The following is a 19,025-nucleotide window of genomic DNA, read 5'->3' as shown; positions in this document are numbered from 1 at the left end:
TCCTCTAGGGGGCCGGTGAGATGGACACGGCGGGGACCGCTTCCGCACCCGGCGCGGGGTTGCCACGGCGGCGCGCCACGCGCACCACCTCGATGACTTCGGCGGGGCGCACCGCGCCGGTGGCGAGCACGCCAACCACGTAGAGCACCGCCTCGATTCCCAACCGCACCCACGGATTGAGCGGGGCGAGGACGGTCTGGTCCGCCACGGCGATGGCGATGCACACCGCCGCCGTCTTCCCAATCATGGTGAGCAGGCGGGCGTCGAAGGCCGCGCTCTTCATGCGGCCCATCAGGCTGAAGGTGACGAGCACCTCCATCAGCAGAATCGCCAGCGCGGTGCCCGCGGCGGCGCCGCCGGCGCCCAGCGCCGAGTGCATCACCGGTATCAGCACCAGGTTGAGCACGGGGATGATGAGCAGGCTGCCGATGACGTTGGTGATGGTCACCCACCACTCGCGGTTCGTCATGGTGAGCCACATGCCCGCGTTCATCGTCACGAAGGCGAGCACGAACAGCGGCGACATCAGCCGCAGCGCGGTGGCGGACGGGCCGAACTTGCCGCCCAGCAGGCCCACCCACAGCGGCGCGCCCAGGACGATGAGCATCATCAGGGGCACGGTGATGACGAGGGTGCCCTCCAGCGCGCGGCGGATGAGCCGGGTGAGCTCCGCCTCGGAGCGCTCGGCCGCGCGCGACGCCAGCGGCATCAGCACCCAGCTGAAGACGGGGTTGAGGAAGAAGGTGAGGCCCGCGATGTTCCACGCGGCGCCGTAGTAGCCCACCTCTTCGTAGGAGGCCTTCAGGCCCAGAATCATCACGTCCAGGCGCCCGTTGGTCGCCAGCGCCGCGCCGGTGATGAAGAAGGGCAGGCTCTTGCGCAGCACCGTCCACGTGGCGGGCAGGTCCACCTTGAAGGTGAGCCCCATGTGCTGCTTCGCCAGGTACCAGCCCACGCCCAGCTTCACGGCCTCCGACGCCACCAGCGACGCCGCGAACCACGGCAGCGAAGCCTCCAGCACCACGGCCAGGAACAGGCCGCCGCCCCACACCAGCTTGGTGACGACGTTGGAGATGGACAGCCCCGCCACCTTGCCCTTGGCGTGCAGCAGCGCCGCCATGGAAGAGTTCATCATGACGAGCGACTGCGCCACCGCGGAGACGTAGACGAGCTGCCGCACCTCCTGCGAGTGGCTGTCGTGCGACATGACGAACGCGAGCGCGCCCATCAGCACCGCGGTGAGGGCCAGGCGGATGAGCAGCGTGGCGCCGAAGAAGTCGCTGGCGTGCTCCGGCCTGCGCGTGACTTCCTTGCGGATGTACATCTCCAGGCCCAGGTGCGTGGCCACGAAGAAGACGGCGGAGAAGCTGTCAGCCCAGTTGAAGCTGCCGAAGCGCTCCACGCCCATCTGCTTGGGCAGCAGGAAGCGCACGCCCATGGCGATGACGTACGTCACCAGCAGCGAGCCGCCGAGCTGCAGCCCGTTGCGGATCGCGCCCATCGCCTCGTGCGAGGACGCGGAGTCACGCCCCTGGGCGTCCTGCGGAATGGATTGGCTGGGACTGTTCACGGTGGATTCTCGGGCCCCCCGGCCCTGAGCCGGTCCTACCCGGGTGCATAGAAGACGAGCGGGGGCGGCACGTCAATGCCGCCCCCGCGTGAGACTGGTTGCCTGGAAGCCGCCCGAGTCGCGTCTAGCTGGCCCCTCGACCGGTGAGCACCACCGGCACCGTCTGGAGCAGCAGCGTCAGGTCGCTGGTGAGGCTCCAGTGGTCGATGTACTGCATGTCCAGGTACATCCACTCCTCGAAGGAAATCTGGTTGCGGCCGGAGACCTGCCAGATGCAGGTGAGGCCCGGGCGCACGGACAGGCGGCGGCGCTGCCACGTCTCGTACTTGGCGACTTCGCTGGGCACCGGCGGGCGCGGCCCGACGATGCTCATCTCACCGCGCAGCACGTTGATGAACTGGGGCAGCTCGTCGATGGAGAACTTGCGGATGAACCGGCCGATGCCGGTGATGCGCGGGTCGTTCTTCATCTTGAAGACCGGGCCCGTCTGCTCGTTCATCGCCGCCAGCTTCTCCTTCAGCTCCTCGGCGTTCACCACCATGGAGCGGAACTTCAGCATGTAGAACGGCTTGCCGTTCTGCCCCACGCGCATCTGCTTGAAGAAGATGGGCCCCTTGGAGGTGAGCTTCACCACCGCCGCGACGACGGCGAGCAGGGGCAGGAGCATCCACAGCGCGACGGCCGACACGCAGATGTCGAACAGGCGCTTCATGGCCATCTGGTGCGGCTTGGGGCTCACCGCCGCGAAGTGCAGGAAGCCGTCGGACACCGCGCGGCGCTCAATGGGGCGGGCGCGGTCCAGGCGGAAGCTGTGCGCCGGCAGCGCGAAGGGCACGCCGAAGCGCTCGGCCAGCTTGATGGCCGCCTGCATGGACTCGCCCTGCTTCAGCGTGTTGCCCGCGATGTAGACCTCGTCCACCGCCGTGTTGCGGAGGATGCGCTCCAGGTCCTCCAGGGAGCCCATGATGCGCGCGGGCAGCTCACCGGAGCCGTTGTCCTCCGGGAAGCGCACGTAGCCCAGCACCTGGCGGCGGCCGCGGCCCACCAGGTCCTCACCCGTGTAGCGGCCCATCGCGCCGGTGCCGACGATGAGCACCGAGTCCATGGGGCGCTCCTGCGCGGCCACCGGACGGAAGACGAACAGCCGGAGCAGCAGCGCCACCGGCCAGAAGATGACCAGCAGCGGCGCCACGCCCGTCATCGTCACGCGGTCCGGCATCGCCAGGCCCACCAGCGCCAGCACCGTCACCACCGCCAGCGTCGTGACGGACACGAGCGCCACGTGGTCCAGCTTGCTGCGCTCGGCGAAGCGCGAGTCGTACAGGCACAGCGCGGTGCCGGTGATGATCCACGTCATCAGCGACGACACCATCAACCCGGTCACCACCCAGCCGAACTCCGGGGTGAGCAGGCCGCCCAGCCACGAGGCCACGGCCAGCACCGCCGTCATCAAAACCAGGTCCACCGTGAGGTTCAGCTTCGCCGCGAAACCCGGAGCCAGCTTCGGCCCCTGGACCTCCGCCAAGCCCTCGCCCTGAGAGGATGCCGTCCCAGGAGCCCCGACCGCCGCACTTGCCGTTGCGCTGCTCATCGTCTCCACCCCCCTCTGCGCTGAGTGCATTCTTTCGTTCAGTTCAGGCAGAGGATGCCGTTGAGGCTAAAAATCTTCAAGTCGGAAAGAACTACTTATCACCGATACTGCGACGCGTTGCAACCGCCGCTCTGCAAGTAAGACGTGACAGGAGGTGAATTCTTGGGATCGTCCCGACCTCAGTCCCGGGTCGATTGAGCCCCATGAATTCGCATCCCGGACGCGCACGCCTCCCCGAAGCATTCGTGGCGCCGCGCCGGAAGAGTGCATCTACGGTGCCGGTCTGACTCTGGATGTCGCGGGGGGCTGGAACGCGGGGCGTCATGATCGGCGCGGACGGGGATTCGCGGGGTTACGGAAGGCGGAGACGCTCGGGTGCGGTGTAGATGTTGAAGCGCCCGTCCCGGACGAACGTCGCCAGCGTCATCCCGGAACGCAGGGCCAGTTCAATTGCCAGGGAGCTGGCTGCAGAAACTCCTGCGACCACGGGGATGTGGGCCACCGCTGCCTTCTGGATGATTTCGAAGCTGACGCGTCCGCTCACGGCGAGGACCGCCGCTTGACGTGTCAGTGGGGTGCGAGGGACTCGCACGCTGTGTATGGCTCCGGCGAGGACGAGGGCGCCCACCACCTTGTCCACGGCGTTGTGGCGGCCGACGTCCTCGAAGGCGGCGAGGACGTGGCCGTCGGCGTCGAGCGCGGCGGCGGCGTGGACCCCGCCGGTGCGGGCGAAGTTGCGCTGCACGTCGCGCAGGCGCTCGGTGGCGCGGGCCACGGCCTCGGGCGCGAGCTGGGGACCGGGCGGCAGGGGCGGGCAGACGGCGAGCAGGTCCTCCACGCTGCGGCGGCCGCACACCCCACATGCGGAGGTGGTGAGGGTGCCACGGCGAGCGGCACGCACACGCTCCACGTCGAGCACGGCGCCGGAGGCGGGCGTGACGTCGAGCACGTTGCCCCAGCCCTCTTCACCGGGCCGGCCGCAGTGGGCGAGGGTGCCCAGGTCGTCCACGCTCTGGAGGATGCCCTCGGAGAAGAGGAAGCCCGTGGCCAGCTCGCGGTCATGGCCGGGGGTGCGCATGGTGATGGCGACGGAGTCTCCGCTGACGCGAATCTCCAGCGGCTCCTCCACGGCGACGTCGTCCTCCTCGGGGCGGGAGAGGGCGGCGCCGTCCCACCGCTGCACGAGGCGCCGCGTCACGCCGCGCGAGTCCGCGGCGGGCAGGGGGCCGCGCCGGCCCGGGCGCAGGTGCATCAGGACGAGGTCCGCCACGGCGCGCACGTCGTCGCGGTGGAGCACCCGCATGTCCTGGGAGACGCCCGCGGGCCGGGTGGAGGACTCCGTGAGGAGGGCGAGGACCTCCGGGCGCGACGGGGCGAGGGGCGGGCCGAGGCCCTCGCGCCACAGCTCCAGCTTGGGCAGCGGGCCGTCCTTCCAGCCCTCCACGAGGATCAGGTCCACCGTGCCGGAGAAGCGGCGGAACAGGTGAGGCAGTGCGTCAGCGGGGGCGTCGCTGGTGGTGAGCTGTACGCCGGAGGGGGTGGCGAAGCCGGTGAGCACGGCGCCGGCTTCCTGGAAGCGCGCGGTGTCGCTGCCCGGGCGGTGCAGCGGGTGCGCGTCCGAGGAGTGCTTCACCACGGCGACGCGCAGGCCGCGCGCGGACAGCTCCGGTACGAGCTTCGTGAGCAGCGTCGTCTTCCCGGTGCCGGACCAGCCGACGATGCTGAGCGCGGGTGCGGGGCTCATGCGGTGGCTTCCGGAGCCGGGTCCGCCGCGCCGTAGGCGGCGTCGTGGAACAGCTCCACGTCGACGGAGTCGCCCTCGGCGAAGTCGGCGCGGCCGGCGGGGAGGACGGCCCAGCCCTCGCCGTGGACGTTCTGCAGAATCTGCCCGGCGCCCTGGGGGCGCAGACGCGCGAGGGGCTCGCCGCCGCCGGAGTGCTCCAGCGCGGCGGTGATGAGGTACGTGAGCCCGGCCTGCTTGTGGCGCGGCTCGGAGAGGCGGGCGCGGACGCGGCGGCGCGTCTCGAGGACGCCCTGGCGCTTGAGGAGCAGCGGACGCGCGAGCTGGTCGAACGCGACGGTGGCCGCGCCGGGGTTGCCGGGCAGCACGACGACGGTGGTGTCACCGAGGCGCGCCACGGCCACGGGCTTGCCGGGCTTGAGGGCCACGCCGTCCACATGGAAGCGGGCGCCGAGCGCGGTCAGCACGCGCTTCACGTGGTCCTTGTCGCCCACGGAGGCGCCGCCGGTGGTGATGAGCACGTCGACCTGGGGCGCGAGGCGGCGAAGTGCGTCGCGCAGTGCGCCCTCGTCGTCGCGAGCGCGGTCGAGGTGGCGCACGTCGGCGCCGGCCTCGCGGGCGAGCGCGGCCACGAGGATGAGGTTGCTCTCGTAGACCTGGTGGGGAAGCGCGGGCGCGCCGGGCGAGACGAGCTCGTCACCGGTGGCGAGCACCGCCACGCGTGGCGCGGGGCGCACCCAGGCGGCTGTCTCTCCCATGGACGCGAGCACGCCGAGCACCGCGGCACCGACGCGCTGGCCGGGGGCGAAGAGGGGCGTGCCGGCGACCACCTCTTCGCCCGTGCGACGGATGTCGTGGCCGGGCGGGACGGTGATGAAGACGTCGACGTGGCGCCCGTCGTCACTGGCGCGCGCGGCCTCCTGGCGGATGACGGCGTCGGCGCCGGAGGGGAGCGGGGCACCGGTGAAGATGCGTGCGGCCTCGCCGGGCTGGAGCGGGCGCGAGGGGAGGGCGCCCGCGTAGATGGCGTCGACGATGCGCAGGCGCGCGGGGCGGTCGCGGTTGGCGCCCCGGGTCTCCTCGGCGCGCACGGCCCACCCGTCCATGGCGGAGTTGTCGCAGCCGGGCAGCGAGCGCGCCGCGGTGACGGCGGCCGCGAGGAAGCGGCCGTGAGCGTCGAGCAGGGACACACGCTCCGGTGCCGCCGGGACCACGGCGTCGAGCGCGACCTGTCGGGCGGTGGGGAGCGGCGTGAGCGGCATGCGGGGCGGCACAGCCTACGCCGTGGGCCCTGGCCGTTGTCCACGGGCCCCCTCCGTCCGTCCGCCTGCTGCCCTCGCGAGGAAGCGACAGGCCGTCAGGCGCTCCTGTGCTCTCCGCGAAGCCCCATGACGAGCAGGGCCACGCCGCCCGCCACGGGCCCGGTGAACAGGCCGAGGAAGAAGCCCAGGTAGGACAGGCGAATCTGGACCCAGCCTGCCGGCGAGGCTCCAAAGAGGAGGTCGAGCACGAATCCCGCCAGGGGAGGAAGCAGCAGGCCGACGAGGATGGCGATGAAGCCGACACGAGCGGCCGTGAGAGGAGGCGAGCGGCGGGGCTTGGACGGTTTGCTCATGGTGGACCGTGTCATGGCAACCCGCGTGCCCGCGGGGACGCGCCGGCATGCGGAGCGGAGGTGGACGGACTCTGGCACAGGAGGTGTGTGTCCGGGCTCATGACACCACGGCGTCCCGGAAGAGGGTACGGTACCCACTTCACGAACAGGAGCGCGCGCGATGGACGCAGCCGGACCTGGGTTCCCCGACGTGACGCTGGCCATCATCGCGGGAGGCCAGGGGCGCAGGCTGTCCGGCGTGCCGAAGGGGCTGCTGACGGTGCAGGGCCGCACGGTGCTGGAGCGGTTGCTGTCGCAGGCGCCGCACTTCGGGGACGTGCTGCTGGTGGCGAACGTGCCGGAGCCCTATGCGCGCTTCGGGCTGCGCACGGTGGCGGACGTGGTACCGGGCAAGGGCGCGCCAGGGGGCGTCCACGCGGCGCTGGTGGCGGCGCGCACGCCGTGGGTGATGGCGGTGGCGTGTGACATGCCCTTCGTCTCGATGGAGGTGCTGCGCGTGCTGCTGGAAGCGCGGGATGAAGCGGTGGACGCGGTGTGCTTCGAGGTCGTGGGCCGGCTGGAGCCGTTGCTCGCGGCCTACCGGACGACGCTTGCGGCCGGGTGGGGTGAGTCGCTGCGGGAGGACCCGTCGCTGCGGCAGCTCCTGTTCCATGCCCGCGCGCGGCTGTTGCCCGAGGAGGCACTGCGCGTGGTGGACCCGAGGCTGCGCTCCCTCGTGAATGTGAACACGCCGGAGGACCTGGCGCGGCACGGTGTCACGCTGCCTCGGGGGTGACGCGATTCAGGGCATGTACGGATAGCGCTCCAGGCGGCCATCTGGGGAGTAGGCGTAGAGCTCGAACCAGTCGAATTCCGCTGTGAAGCCAGGCCCGAACCCAGGGCACTTGTCCACGTGGTGGTTGACCCGGATGAAGTACCACCCAGCCTGGTAGCCGATGATGAGCTCCAGGGCTTTGGGAGAGAAGGCGCACTGTCGCGTGTACTCCTTGGGAAAGCGCTTCATTACCTGCTGTAGCGCGGCGTGTGCGGCGAGGATGGCGGGCCCATCCAGTGTGGCCAGCGGAGCGAACTCCTCTTCCGGCCATGGGACTGCTGATGAGGTACTGGGTTTGGGTGCAGCAGTTCCCGCGTCCGGCGCCTTGCTGCTGGAGGGGAGCGCCGCGGTTCCCGCGTCAGGGCTGGTGGGGCTGCGCTGGACAGGAACGGTGCCGCCATCGGCCATCAGAGCTACGAGAAGGAGCAAGGGGTGCGGACTCAGCATGAGTACTTGACGCCTCTCATTGAAATGACTCTGGGGCACATTTCGGCGGGGACCCCTGAGGCCTGAAAACACTGGGCGACCCGGGGCGGCAGGTTGCCGTGAACCTCCAATGCTGCCTGACGGCATCCCACTTGAATACTTCACCCGCCCGGTTCCATTTGTAGAACCGGGGTGCGCTTCGCTGCCCCGTGGCAAGCCAGCCCCAGGCTGGGACCAACGCACCTTGGGAGTCCCGGGCCAGGCGTCCGCCGGGAGTTGCTCCGTATGTGACCATCACCCAGGCCCCTTCACCCGTTTTCACCGCGGGCCACGCAGTCAGGTCCTTGCTGCTGAGATTGCCAGCGCAGGGGTGATTGTGGGCAAAGCCGAATACAGGCAGGTCCCTCCCGAAGTCCGCATCATCCACGCCGCCATAGGGGGGCCAGCACGAAGCGGATGCACCGGCCACGTTGCGAATGGGCCAGGACACTCGCCAATCCTCGGGCGTTCGATAAACAGCAACGCAGTATTCAGCAGCATCCGGGCGAGGGCGACCGGTGTTCGGGTCGCATGCCTCTGATGCACCGGGGAGGTCCATCAAGGCCGTGAGGGTGGGCAGCACCAGGTCGTCCGGCATGCTGGCCGCATCCGCAATGACAGCGGGCACCTGCGGCCACGGCCCGGGGGCCACGGCCAGAAGCGAGTTGTCCTCCAGGCTCAGCAACTCCGCATGAGCGTAGTATCGGCGGGGGCCCGAGCACGCGAGGGCAAGACCCAATGTGAACAGGTACAACCGGCCACACTTCATCAGTCCCCCCGCGGAGAAGGTGGCACCGGATGGAGGCGTTTCTCTCCACCGACGAGCACTCCGCAGGGCCGAAACGCTATAGGCCGTGCTCGGGACACGTCTACCTGTTGTGTGAAGGGTCAGGAGCCCGCGGCGCCTGAAGGAACCCGCACCGGAACCCGCCGTGCCCCGAACGCTCCCGGCGCCGCGTCGAACCGTCCGGGCACCTCCGCTCCACAGTCCGGACACCGTCCCTCCGGCGTCACGCGGTAGGACAGCAACCGGTACCAGTCCCGGACGATGAGCGCCGTGCCACACCCGGCGCACAGCGTGGTGTCGCCCTCCGCATCGTGCACGTTGCCCGTGTACACGTGGTGCAGCCCCGTGCGTCGCGCAATCCCCCGCGCGCGGCTCAGCGTCTGGGGCGGCGTCGGCGGCACGTCGAGCATCTTGAAGTCCGGATGGAACGCGGTGAAGTGCAGCGGCACGTCCGGGCCCAGGTGCTCCAGCATCCACTCCGACAGCCGTGCCACCTCCGCCTCCGAGTCGTTCTGCCCCGGAATCAGCAGCGTCGTCACCTCGAACCAGACGCGCGTCTCGTGCTTCAGGTACTCCAGCGTCTCCAGCACCGGCTGCAGGTGCGCGAAGGTGACGCGCCGGTAGAAGTCCTCCGTGAAGGCCTTCAGGTCCACGTTGGCCGCGTCCATCTTCGCGTAGAACTCCCGCCGCGGCTCCGCGTGGATGTACCCCGCCGTGACGGCCACCGTCTCCACCCCGAGCGCATGGCACGCATCCGCCACGTCCATGGCGTACTCGGCGAAGATGACCGGGTCGTTGTACGTGAAGGCCACGCTCCGGCAGCCCAGCCGCGCCGCGTACTTCGCAATCGCTTCCGGCGAGGCCTCGTCCGCCAGCGTGTCCTGCTCGCGCGACTTGGAGATGTCCCAGTTCTGGCAGAAGCGGCAGCCCAGGTTGCAGCCAGCCGTGCCGAAAGACAGCACGCTGCTCCCCGGGTGGAAGTGGTTGAGCGGCTTCTTCTCAATCGGGTCCACGCAGAAGCCCGACGAGCGTCCGTACGTGTCCAGCACCATCCCCTCGCCCACGCGCTGGCGCACGAAGCAGAAGCCGCGCTGTCCCTCGTTCAGCTTGCAGTCGCGCGGGCACAAATCACACTGCACACGCCCGTCCTCCAGCCTGTGCCACCAGCGAGCGGGAAACGCGGTGCTCATGGTGATGTCCTCCCCCCGGCCCCCGGCGGGGCCTCGAAGGACAATCGCTAACGCACGTTGCCCCATCGCGCCCGAGCGGCCCGGCCGGCCGCGCGGCGAGCGGACGGGTCACCCCGGCGGCTTCGGCAGCGGCTGGAGCAGCGTCGGCAGGTCAGCGAAGTTCACCGTGAGGCTCGGGTGTATCTGGCCCAGCGCATCGCTCAGGTCCTCTCCGGTGCCCTGCACTCCGAGCCCCACCGTCCAGTTGTCCGCCAGCACGATTCGCGTGGCCGCGATGACGCTCGCGCGCTTCGTGTCCGTGTCCTCCAGCTTCGCGAAGGACTGCGTCGCCTCCACTCGCAGCAGGAAGCGCGGTGAGGCGATGCCCACCGAGAAGCCCACGTCCAGCCACTTGCTCATCGGCACTCCAGGGCTCTGCCGCTCGTACAGCGCTCGCAATTGGAGCGCCGCCTCCACGCTGGCGTCGCCGCTGGACAGCAGCTCCAGCGTGGCCGCGCCGAAGCCGCGCTGGATGGCCACGCCGTCGCCCTCCTGCGCCTTGAGCCCCGGTGTCACCCACCTGCCACCCACCGAGAGGAACAGGGCGCTCGAGGACGCGCGCGCCTGCTTCGTGCACGCGCTCAGGCCCTGTCGAATCTTCTGGATGCCCGCCTGTTTCACGCGCTCCATCTCCGCAGCGGCTTCCACTTTTGCCTTCTGGAACGCCTCGTCGCTGCTGAACTCGGCTGGCAGCGGTTCGTCGGGGAGTTCTTGAGAGATGGAATCATCATTGAGCACCTTGTAGAGGCACTTGCTGTACGCCTCGCCGTAGATGCTCCGCTCGCCGAAGACGTCCACGGACGCGCCGGCCATTACCGTGGCGAAGCGGCCCTCGTCGAAGGTGAGCCCCTCGTACGGCGTCCCGTCCGCAATCGCGAGGGTGAGGGCGCTGTCCTGCAGGTACCGGTTGAGGCGCTGCTTCCGCGCCTCGAGCGCCTCGTTGTAGAGCTGCTCGTAGCCCTTCGTGAGGAGATAGGGATTGAACTGCACCACGAAGGACGTCTGCGTGCCCTCCAGCACGGCGCCCGCGTTGCGCAGGCTGGCCACCAGCGCGGCGGGGTTGGATGGGTGCACCACCTCGCCGGCGGTGGCGATGTCCAGGCCCGCGGCGGCCTCAGAGCCGCCGCGCAAGAAGCTGGGGAAGTCCAGCTCGGCCGTGCCAGCGTCGGGAGTCGTCGTGCTGGGCGTCTTGGGGCCGGGAGTCCCAGAGTTGGGAGTCCCCGCGTCCTGTGCCCGCGCCGCTGTGCAGCAGAGAAGAAGTAGGACCGCGAGCGCTGCTCTCATTCGATTACCGTCCAGGCCAGGTTGATGTAGTCCACCTGCGCGCCCGCGGGCAGGTTGAACTCGTCCCAGAGCTGCTCCTGCTGCCCGTTGGGAAGCACCAGCGTGCCCTTCTGCACGAACGTCGCGCCCAGGCCCGTTGGGTCCGCCACGGTGAAGGTAGCCCGCACCCAGCCCTGCTCGGCGGTGGGCAGGAAGTCGTCGGGCAGCGTGACGGTCTCTTGTTGGCCCGAAAAGATGGCGCTGTGGAACTGCCGACGCGTCTGGCCCAACATCTTCCCGCTCACCGCCAATCGTATGGCGGCGGTGTTGAGCGTCCCCTGCGGCCGTTCCAGCACCAGCTTCGCGCCCTTCCGGTCCGCCCGGGCCACCTTGAGAGTCACCGCCAGCTTGTCGTTGTCCGCCATTGTGTTCCCCCCTCCGTGAGTGGAGTCGCGGGCTTCACTGTCCGCGTGGGCCCAGCATACCGTGAGCGGACACGCATGCCCGAAGAGCATTCGAGCCGGCGGGTGCGTCACCCTGACGCATGGACCCCGGACGCCAGGGGTGAGAAGCAGGGTGGGGAGAGCCCATGCTCAAGACACCCCTTGGACGTTTCCGTGCGGTGGCCCTGCTGGAGGGCCTGTCCTTCCTCCTCCTCCTCTTCGTCGCGATGCCGCTGAAGTACCTCGCGGGCATGCCCCTGGCGGTGCGGGTGGTGGGGATGGCGCACGGGCTGCTCTTCGTGCTGTTCCTCTTCGCGCTCATGGAGGTGGCCATCGCGTACCGCTGGTCGCTCGTGCGCGTGGTGGGCGCGTTCGTCTCGTCGCTGGTGCCCTTCGGCACCTTCGTGCTGGACGCACGGCTCAAGCGCGAGGAGGCCGAGGCCTCCGTCCAGGCCGCGCCCTGAAACACCAGACGTGCTGCATCGGGCCCACCCGGGCGGACCTGTCGGGCCAGGGCCCGCCAGGAGTTCGCACGGGCACGGAAGCCGTGCGAGATTCCGCCCCCGGACATCGCACCGGGGGCTGACGACCATGGAGCGCGGAAGGTGGGAAACGCCGGAGGACGTGGAGCGTGAGCTGAGCTCGCGGCTGGGCCTCGTGGAGCCCACGGAGGGCATTCGCGGCATGCACTTCGCGGCGGTGCTCGACACCGTCCGGTTCCTCGGCGGCGAGCAGGCGGTGGCGCGCATCGTCGAGGGCGGTGACTTCCCGGCCGACATGGACGTCACCGAGCTGTACCCGGTGCCGCCCTTCATGCGCCTGTTCTTCGCGGCGGCGCGGCACCTGGCGCCGCAGCTCGGAGGCTTCGAGGAGGCGATGCGGCAGCTGGGCGTGCAGGGCACGCTGGCCTTCATCAACTCCATGTTCGGCGCCGAGGTGCGGCAGCAGGTGGGCGGAGAGCCGAAGCGGCTCGTGGAGATGCTGCCCGAGGCGTACCGCATGGCCATCAACTTCGGCGAGCTGCAGGTGGCGTGGACCGGCCCGCGCGCCGGCCGCATCCACATGCGGCGCATCTTCACCCCCGTCGCCTACAACGAGGGCATGCTCGAGGGCGCCCTGCAGGCCGTGGGCGCCCAGGACATCCAGGTGCGCGGGTGGCAGACGTCGCTGCTCGACAGCGAGTACACGCTGGCCTGGGACAGCTGAGGCTCGCGCGGGCTACTTCGCGTCGTGGCGCACGCGGTAGATGCGCCCGTTGCCGTCCTCCGTCACGAGCAGGCTCCCGTCCGGCAGCTCCAGCAGGCCCACGGGCCGGCCCCACGTCGTGGGCCCCTTGGGGTCCGAGAGGAAGCCGGTGAGGAAGTCCTCGTAGCTACCCGTCGGCCGGCCCTGCGCGTCGAAGGGGACGAAGACGATTTTGTAGCCGGTGCCCTCGGAGCGGTTCCAGCTGCCGCGCAGGGCCACGAAGGCGCCGGTGCGGTAGCGCTCGGGGAAGGCCGAGCCCCGGTAGAAGGTGACGCCCAGCGCGGCCGAGTGCGAGGTGAAGAGCACGTCCGGCGTCACCGTCTTCGCGGCGAGCTCGGGCGCCTCGCTCTTCCCGTTCTTCAGGCGGCGCGGGTCCAGGTTCTTGGGCGACAGGTACGCGTAGGGCCAGCCGTAGAAGGCACCCTGCTGCACGCGGGTGAAGTAGTCCGGCACCAGGTCGTCCCCCAGGCCGTCGCGCTCGTTGATGGCGGAGTAGGGCTCGCCGGTGCGCGGGTGGAAGTCCAGGCCCACCGGGTTGCGCAGGCCGCTGGCGAAGACCTGCCGCCCGGAGCCGTCCAGCCCCATGACGAGCACCGAGGCGCGCGGTGACTCCTCCACATTCACGTTGCTCTCGCTGCCCACGGTGACGAAGAGGCGCTTGCCGTCCGGCGCCACGCGCACGTTGCGCGTCCAGTGCTGGTTGTAGCCGAGCCCCGGCAGCTTCGTGACTTCCTCGCCCTTGCCGGTGAGCCGGCCCTGCCCGCGCTGGTACGGGTAGCGGCGCACGCCGTTGGTGTTGCCCACGAAGAAGTGCGTGGTGCTGAAGGCCATGCCGAAGGGGAGGTTGAGGGCGTTGGACGTGTCGGCGAAGACTTCACGCGACTCGGCGACGCCGTCACCGTCCGCGTCGCGCAGGCGGTGGATGCGGTTGGCGCGGCTCTCCACGACGAGCACGTCGCCCTCGGGGGTGAGCGTCATCCACCGGGGCTCCTCCAGGCTGTCCGCGTAGAGGTTGACGGCGAAGCCGTCGGGCACGCGCAGGGTGGCGTCCGCGGGCACGGGGATGACGTCCGGGCTCTTGCTCGCGCTCCGCGTGGCGAAGGGCTTCGGCAGGGCGCTCAGCTTGAGGTGGATGGGCGTGGGCTTCAGCGGCTCGGTGCGCAGGCGCGACGCGGGGGGCGGCTCGCGCGAGGCCGTGGGCTGCGGCGTCGACGGCGCGGAGGTACGTGCCGGCGTCGCGGGGGCGGACCGCGCCAGCATCATCGACGGAGGCGCATGCGGTGCGGCCGATGGCTCGGACGCGTGTGCCGGCGCTGTGGGGGCGGACCGCGCCAGCATCATCGACGGAGGCGCATGCGGTGCGGTCGATGGCTCGGATGCGTGTGCCGGCGTCGCGGGGGCGGGCTGCGACGCCTGGGCGAAGGTGGCGCCAGGAAGAATGACGGTGAGGAGCAGGGCGGGCAGCGTCGCGCGGCGGAGCAAGCAGGGCGTCCTTTCAGCACTGGCGGCGGAAGCCGCCAGGGTGGGCGCCCTCGTCATGCGAGGGATGCACCCGGCTCGCAATGACTTGCGTGGCGGAGTGCCCGGGTGTGCACATCTCCCGGAAGGCTCAGGACGGCGCGCCGGAGGAGCCCTCGCCGGGCGGATAGAACGCGAACGCGCCGTAGCCCACCACCTCGTCCTGTCGGCCGGCCGTGTCGCCCGAGCTGCGCAAATCCAGCAGCCGGGGACGGAGGCCACGCTTGCGCGCCGCCAGCATCAACCCGCTGATGGCCGCCGCGCCGCAGGCGCTCCCCGCGTCCAGCGGCCCGTCGAGCGTGAGCACGCGCTCGGCCGTCTCGAGGTCCGCCTCCCGAGCGTCCTGGTAGGGCAGGTAGTGCGACAGGTCCGAGCTGACGACGGGCAACACGTCGGCGTCCCAGAGCGCATCGAGCACCTCCTGCACCTCCTCGCCCCGCGCGCTGCCCACCACCAGGGGAAGCACCCGGAAGCGCCCCAGCACGCGCTGCAGGAAGGGAAGCTGCACCTCCAGCGAGTGCTCCGTCTCATGGGCCTCCGTGGAGGCCGTCACCTGCCGGAGCGCCGCCGCGCGCCGCCGCAGGTCCTCGTCCACCGGCACCTCGCCCAGCGGCGTACACAACACGTCCACGTCTGGATATGCGAGCCCTCGCAGCGGGAGGAAGTGACACGGCCCCAGCAGCAGCACGCGCGGCACCCGGCCCTGATACGCGCGCAGCGTGGCATAGGCGGTCGCCGCCACCGGGCCCGAGTACACATAGCCCGCATGCGGAACCACGAGCGCCGAGGGCCGCTCCGGCGCGGCGACGGCGGCCTGCTCCAGCCACCCGTCCACCTCGGTGGCCAGGGCGGAGGGATTGGCGGGATAGAAGGAGCCCGCCGCGGCGGGAAGTCGCACACGAGACATGGTCCTCCAACCGGTCTGTCCGCTGATGCCTTTTGCCAAGGATGACATGCGGGAGCCCCGCCCTCCCAGCCGGGGCACCACCGGGCGGGCGGGGGTCTGATTGGAATTGCACGAATGTGTGTCTGGGAATGGAACCGACGCCTGTGCCGGACGCATTTCCGCGCGCGCCTCGTGTCTCGCGAGGGCGCCTGACGATGCTGTCCGCTGCTGGGACGTCCGGGTCCCAAACCCGGGAACCAGTGGGCTTCCAGGAAGCGCTAGAACTCCTGAAAATGGCCTCTTCCACGAAGAACTTGCCGTGGCGCGGTGTTTGCTTCATGACATCCCGTGTCACGGAATACGCCCCGAGCACTCCTCCCCGGCGGCAAGCGCCCGTCGGGAGCGCGGGGCGAGCGGGCAGGGGGTCGGCCGGTTTGCTACTCCTCCACCGGCCGTCCCCCTTGTCCGTGTCCTTGAGCCCGCTGCCGGGCACGCCCTCCCCGTGTGGGGCAGGCAGGCGAACGGGCTTGCAGGCGCGGGCCGGTTACCGCCCCGGGCGGTCCGCCGCATCGTCCCAGGAGTCTGACGGAAGAGGGGACGTGCGCACATGGCTCGCCGCGAGCAACTGAAGGGGAAGGTCGCCATCGTCACCGGAGCCTCCAGCGGGGTGGGCTGGCAGTCCGCGGTGCGCCTGGCGGAGCAGGGCGTGAGGCTGTGTGTCACCGCGCGCCGGAGCGAGGCGCTGGAGTCGCTCCGGCAGGGGGTGGAGGCCGTGGGCGGCGAGTGCCTCGCGGTGCCCGGTGACGTGACGGTGGCCGAGGACGTGGACCGCGTGGTGCGCGAGTGCCTGGCGCGCTACGGCCGCATCGACATCCTGGTGAACGCCGCGGCGGTGCAGACCTACGGCTACTTCGACCAGCTCCCGTGGGAGCACGTCCAGCGCACGGTGGACGTCACCTGCCTGGGCTTCCTGCGCTTCGCCCACGCGGTGCTGCCGCACTTCCGGAAGCAGGGCAGCGGCCACGTCCTCAACGTCCAGTCCATGCTGTCCAAGGGCGCCGCGCCGCTCTTGTCCGTGTACACGGCGTCGAAGCACGCGACGCTGGGCTGGGCGAAGGCGCTGACGCTCGAGCTGCACGGCACCGGCATCCAGGTGTCCAACGTGCTGGTGCCCTCGGTGTCCACGCCGATGTTCGACCACGCGCCCACCCAGTTCGACAAGAAGCCCGTGCCGGTGCCGCCCACGTACGACGTGGACCTCGTCGCGCGCGCGGTGGTGAAGTGCGCGCTCAGGCCGGGGCGCACGGAGGTGCCCGCCTTCCTCCAGGGCAAGCTGATGCTGTGGATGGACCGGGTGGCGCCCTTCGTGGGCGACTTCGTCCTGGGCCGCTTCGGCCCGCGGATGCAGATGGAGCAGCAGCCCGTGCACCGTCGCCAGGGCAACCTCTTCCAGCCCGTGCCGCAGGGCGTGGGGGCCTACGGCAGCGTGCCGCCAACGCCCAGGTGGAAGCGCTTCACGGTCGCCGCGGGGCTCGCGGCGCTGGCCGGCGGGGTGCTGGGTGGAGCGGCCCTGGGCGCGCGCGGGCTCGCCCGGGTCGTCCATTGATACGGTATTGCTCACACGGCTGACGAAAAAACAGGTGTTCCTCCGTGTCCTTTCGCTAGAAGGGCCGCCGAGCGCCCGGGATGTATCGGCCGGGCTCACGAAACGGAGGGACGCTTCATGATGACGAACAAGTGGCAGACCCTGGCCGCGGTGGCCGGGCTGATGGTGTCGGTGACGGCGGGCGCGCAGGAGTCCACGTCGATGAGCAGCGGCAGCTTCGGCAATGCCGGGCAGCTGGTCATCAGCACGGACGCTTCCGGCAGCCTCGGCTATTCCACGCAGGGCAGCGGCGCGGGCTTCATCTTCCTGGAGCCGGGCGCGGACTACTTCATCAAGCCGAACCTGTCGGTCGGCAGCGGCCTGCAGCTGCGGGCGATTTTCAGCGATGGCGAGGACCCGGTCGCTTTCGGGCTCAACGTGCGCGCCGGCTACAACATCCCGCTCACCGACAGGGTGTCGGTGTGGCCCAAGGGCATCATCTCCCTGCAGCTGGGCGACCCCCTCCTCCCCTTCGCGAACCCGTATCTCCCCGCCGACGTCACCGTCGTCCTGGAGGGGTACTCGCCCTTCCTGTTCCACGTGACGGACCACTTCTTCGTGGGCGGTGGCCCGCGCCTGGCCTTCGGCCTGGGCGATGACGTGGAAGTGGCGTTCAGCGTCGCCACCACGCTGGGTGGTTACTTCTAGGCCGGACGCAGTCCACGGCCGTGAAGCGCAAGGGCCCCGGGCGTGACGGAAGGACTCCTTCCGCCGCGCGCCGGGGCTCGTCATGTCCGGGGGATTCCAGGAGCACCGGCGGCCGGGCCCCTCCGCGCGCGACTCCGTGCAGGTGCCAGAGCGGAGGCGCGGGCGGGACTCAGCGATGCGGGGCCGTGAGCCCGCCCTACTCCAGCGGCAGGGCCTGGTCCACGCGCGTCTCCTCCACGCCTCCGCTCGCGACGGAGGCGTTGCCCCGGTGGGACAGCCGCACGCCCAGGTGGACGACGCGCTGGCCGGTGCAGGGGGCGTAGAGGAGGATGAGGCGAGCCACTTCGGTGGCGACCTCCGCGGACACCGCGCGCGCCTTTCCGCCCCGGCCGGAGAGGCTGACGTGAGAGCTCGCCAGCTCCACCCCCACCATGCGCCCGTTGCGCACGCGGGCATTGAAGCCCACGCTCACCGTGCCGTCCGCGGGCACCTGCACGGACTTGAGCAGCTCGCGGACGGCCGCGGCCACGTCGTTGGCGTTCTGCTCGGAAGACGGGGCTCCCTGGCGGCCGGGCAGCGTCCGGGCTCCGGCGGGACGGAAGGACTGGACGAAGTCGGTCGCCTCGACGCGCCAGGAGGACTCGCTCCGGCGCAGCGTCAGCGACACCTCACGGCCGGAATGCTTCATCGCCGCCACGAGCGCGTCCGTCACCCGCCGCTGCGTGCCCTCGGCATCCGTCGCGGGCTTCCCCTGACGCCCGCCCCGGTTCTCCGCCACGTAGCCCAGCAGCGTGAGCGCGCCCTGCTCGGACCAGAAGGTGAACTTGAGGTCGGAGTCCACGTCGCGCACGCCGCTGGCCACGGCCCACACGCGCGCGGCGACCTGGGCGGCCTCCTCACGCCCCGCCTTCGTATTCAGGAGCGGCGGACGCACCGGGTCCATGTCGCCCGTCCCCGAGCCGCCCGTGCCCGGAGGGGTGCTCGCGCAGCCCGCAGTCAGGGCGAGCAGCAGCACCGCGCATGCAAGGAATCGAGCCGTGGAAGGACAGCCGACGAAACGCAGCGACATGCCACACCCCCTCCGGGCGAGCCGTGCCCGGGTGACATGAGCCCAATGTCTCAGAGTGGTCTGACAGGGCTCCGTAGAGGTACGGACGCTCACGCAGGTGCCGCACTGACAGTCAGCGACGCGGGTCCCGGGTGATTGTCCATTCCGTCACGCCCGTCCGTGGATGCCGCCGTGGTTGATAGGGATTCGCGGGCGCAAGCGAGGCGCACGGCCGGGAAGCTGTTTGATGATCTTGCGACAACCCACGTCCCTGGAGGACGAGCGGGGCCCCCGAGTAGCCGGCGACTCCCGCCCTTGAAGGGCTTCACCCCGTGCGCCGGAACACCGGGTCCGGCGGGACGTCCCGGCGGCAGCAGGCCATTGCACGCGGCATCGTCGGCCGCGGGGTGCGCGGAAGCGGTCCGGGCCTCGCCCGGCAGCGTCCTGTTCGGAAATGTCGGGACATTTCGCCGCGCAAACCCCCCGACATTTCCGAACAGGACGGGTCAGGCGCCGT

General features: G+C 70.4%; 17 protein-coding genes. 5 read left to right on the top strand and 12 right to left on the bottom strand.

What is annotated here, in order from left to right:
* Positions 1 to 4: 4 nt before the first annotated feature.
* The 5 genes from wzx to ACX9TP_RS48410 all read right to left on the bottom strand — a co-directional run bounded on the left by wzx (position 5) and on the right by ACX9TP_RS48410 (position 6,517).
* Entirely contained in the window at positions 5 to 1,570 is a 1,566-nt protein-coding gene (gene wzx, locus ACX9TP_RS48430) for an exopolysaccharide biosynthesis flippase (protein ID WP_482977536.1), read from the bottom strand.
* A 124-nt stretch (positions 1,571 to 1,694) separates the two neighbouring features.
* Entirely contained in the window at positions 1,695 to 3,170 is a 1,476-nt protein-coding gene (epsZ, locus tag ACX9TP_RS48425; RefSeq protein ID WP_482982338.1) for an exopolysaccharide biosynthesis polyisoprenyl-phosphate hexose-1-phosphate transferase EpsZ, read from the bottom strand.
* A 343-nt stretch (positions 3,171 to 3,513) separates the two neighbouring features.
* Positions 3,514 to 4,905, bottom strand: a complete 1,392-nt coding sequence (fdhD, locus tag ACX9TP_RS48420) for a formate dehydrogenase accessory sulfurtransferase FdhD (protein ID WP_482977535.1) — start codon at positions 4,903 to 4,905, stop codon at positions 3,514 to 3,516.
* Positions 4,902 to 6,164 (bottom strand): molybdopterin molybdotransferase MoeA, encoded by a 1,263-nt coding sequence (locus tag ACX9TP_RS48415; RefSeq protein ID WP_482977534.1) that lies wholly within the window; start codon positions 6,162 to 6,164, stop codon positions 4,902 to 4,904. The genes fdhD and ACX9TP_RS48415 overlap by 4 nt, the downstream gene beginning before the upstream one ends.
* A gap of 95 nt (positions 6,165 to 6,259) precedes the next feature.
* Positions 6,260 to 6,517, bottom strand: a complete 258-nt coding sequence (locus ACX9TP_RS48410; RefSeq protein WP_482977533.1) for a hypothetical protein — start codon at positions 6,515 to 6,517, stop codon at positions 6,260 to 6,262.
* 160 nt (positions 6,518 to 6,677) lie between these two features.
* Here ACX9TP_RS48410 and mobA point away from each other — a divergent pair, with 160 nt between their 5' ends.
* Complete coding sequence (mobA, locus tag ACX9TP_RS48405; protein ID WP_482977532.1) at positions 6,678 to 7,292, top strand: molybdenum cofactor guanylyltransferase; 615 nt, start codon at positions 6,678 to 6,680, stop codon at positions 7,290 to 7,292.
* A gap of 6 nt (positions 7,293 to 7,298) precedes the next feature.
* On the opposite strand, the gene ACX9TP_RS48400 is transcribed toward mobA, so the two are convergent.
* From ACX9TP_RS48400 to ACX9TP_RS48385, 4 genes are all read right to left on the bottom strand, one after another.
* Positions 7,299 to 7,520 carry a hypothetical protein gene (locus ACX9TP_RS48400; RefSeq protein WP_482977531.1) on the bottom strand — a complete coding sequence of 74 codons (222 nt, stop codon included), beginning with the start codon at positions 7,518 to 7,520 and terminating at the stop codon, positions 7,299 to 7,301.
* Positions 7,521 to 8,684: 1,164 nt separating this feature from the next.
* Positions 8,685 to 9,773, bottom strand: coding sequence for an AmmeMemoRadiSam system radical SAM enzyme (amrS, locus tag ACX9TP_RS48395; RefSeq protein WP_482977530.1), 1,089 nt, complete (start codon positions 9,771 to 9,773; stop codon positions 8,685 to 8,687).
* Between the two features lie 108 nt (positions 9,774 to 9,881).
* The gene (locus ACX9TP_RS48390; RefSeq protein ID WP_482977529.1) at positions 9,882 to 10,943 is read right to left on the bottom strand and encodes a hypothetical protein; all 1,062 of its coding nucleotides are present in this window, start codon (positions 10,941 to 10,943) and stop codon (positions 9,882 to 9,884) included.
* A gap of 149 nt (positions 10,944 to 11,092) precedes the next feature.
* Positions 11,093 to 11,500, bottom strand: coding sequence for a hypothetical protein (locus tag ACX9TP_RS48385; protein WP_482977528.1), 408 nt, complete (start codon positions 11,498 to 11,500; stop codon positions 11,093 to 11,095).
* A 164-nt stretch (positions 11,501 to 11,664) separates the two neighbouring features.
* Here ACX9TP_RS48385 and ACX9TP_RS48380 point away from each other — a divergent pair, with 164 nt between their 5' ends.
* Both ACX9TP_RS48380 and ACX9TP_RS48375 read left to right on the top strand, forming a co-directional pair.
* Positions 11,665 to 11,982 carry a DUF3817 domain-containing protein gene (locus tag ACX9TP_RS48380; protein ID WP_482977527.1) on the top strand — a complete coding sequence of 106 codons (318 nt, stop codon included), beginning with the start codon at positions 11,665 to 11,667 and terminating at the stop codon, positions 11,980 to 11,982.
* Positions 11,983 to 12,109: 127 nt separating this feature from the next.
* Positions 12,110 to 12,724, top strand: a complete 615-nt coding sequence (locus ACX9TP_RS48375; protein ID WP_482977526.1) for a TIGR02265 family protein — start codon at positions 12,110 to 12,112, stop codon at positions 12,722 to 12,724.
* Positions 12,725 to 12,736: 12 nt separating this feature from the next.
* Here the strand turns inward: ACX9TP_RS48375 and ACX9TP_RS48370 are convergent, their stop codons facing one another.
* Positions 12,737 to 14,026, bottom strand: a complete 1,290-nt coding sequence (locus ACX9TP_RS48370; protein WP_482977525.1) for a PQQ-dependent sugar dehydrogenase — start codon at positions 14,024 to 14,026, stop codon at positions 12,737 to 12,739.
* 346 nt (positions 14,027 to 14,372) lie between these two features.
* Positions 14,373 to 15,188 (bottom strand): AmmeMemoRadiSam system protein B, encoded by an 816-nt coding sequence (amrB, locus tag ACX9TP_RS48365; RefSeq protein ID WP_482977524.1) that lies wholly within the window; start codon positions 15,186 to 15,188, stop codon positions 14,373 to 14,375.
* Between the two features lie 586 nt (positions 15,189 to 15,774).
* On the opposite strand from amrB, the gene ACX9TP_RS48360 reads away from it, so the two are divergent.
* On the top strand, positions 15,775 to 16,773 hold the full coding sequence (locus tag ACX9TP_RS48360; protein WP_482977523.1) for an SDR family NAD(P)-dependent oxidoreductase: 999 nt from the start codon (positions 15,775 to 15,777) through the stop codon (positions 16,771 to 16,773).
* 117 nt (positions 16,774 to 16,890) lie between these two features.
* A complete protein-coding gene (locus ACX9TP_RS48355; protein WP_482977522.1) occupies positions 16,891 to 17,460 on the top strand; it encodes a hypothetical protein in 570 nt (189 codons plus the stop codon).
* A 196-nt stretch (positions 17,461 to 17,656) separates the two neighbouring features.
* Here the strand turns inward: ACX9TP_RS48355 and ACX9TP_RS48350 are convergent, their stop codons facing one another.
* The gene (locus ACX9TP_RS48350; protein ID WP_482977521.1) at positions 17,657 to 18,529 is read right to left on the bottom strand and encodes a hypothetical protein; all 873 of its coding nucleotides are present in this window, start codon (positions 18,527 to 18,529) and stop codon (positions 17,657 to 17,659) included.
* Positions 18,530 to 19,025: the final 496 nt, after the last annotated feature.

Source organism: Pyxidicoccus sp. M15 (genome assembly GCF_056858435.1).
This window is presented reverse-complemented; position numbering and strand designations above follow the sequence as displayed.